Here is a 468-nt window from a genome sequence, read left to right as displayed (position 1 = left end):
CCGTTCGTAACACCACTACTGGTGATCATTCACTTCCTATTGTCACCGACTCGCCACAGCGACCTTAAATTACTCGTTTTATTACCATTGGGGCTACTGCTTGATAGCCTCATGCTTCACTTCGGCGTCTTCGCCGTCGACCCTGCCATTGCCAATCAATCATGGTTCCCCGTGTGGCTAGTCTGCCTATGGATCATGTTCTTGATTAGCTTCAACCACAGCCTTAATTGGCTCTTAAAATGCTCAAAAGTGATCTTGTTCGCCTTAGGGTCCGTAGCGGGTACTAGTAGCTATTGGGGAGGTATCAAAGCGGGAGCCCTCCTTGCTACCTGGCCAGATGCATCGGTAGTTGCTGCCCTTGCGTTGAGTTGGGGAATACTTTTGCCTCTTCTTGTGGCCGCCTACTCCAACTTAATGAAACCGACAATGGCAAGGACAACTAGGTGACTTATGGCTTACTCACTCAAA

The 468-nt window shown here is 49.1% G+C and carries 1 protein-coding gene; it reads left to right on the top strand.

Going from position 1 to position 468, the window contains the following annotated elements; all coding sequences use genetic code 11:
• The coding region (locus A3712_RS09865; RefSeq protein WP_063523305.1) for a DUF2878 domain-containing protein at window positions 1-447 on the top strand (447 nt) is incomplete at its 5' end.
• Window positions 448-468: the final 21 nt, after the last annotated feature.

Source organism: Vibrio sp. HI00D65 (assembly GCF_001635455.1).
GTDB lineage: Bacteria > Pseudomonadota > Gammaproteobacteria > Enterobacterales > Vibrionaceae > Vibrio.
This window is presented reverse-complemented; position numbering and strand designations above follow the sequence as displayed.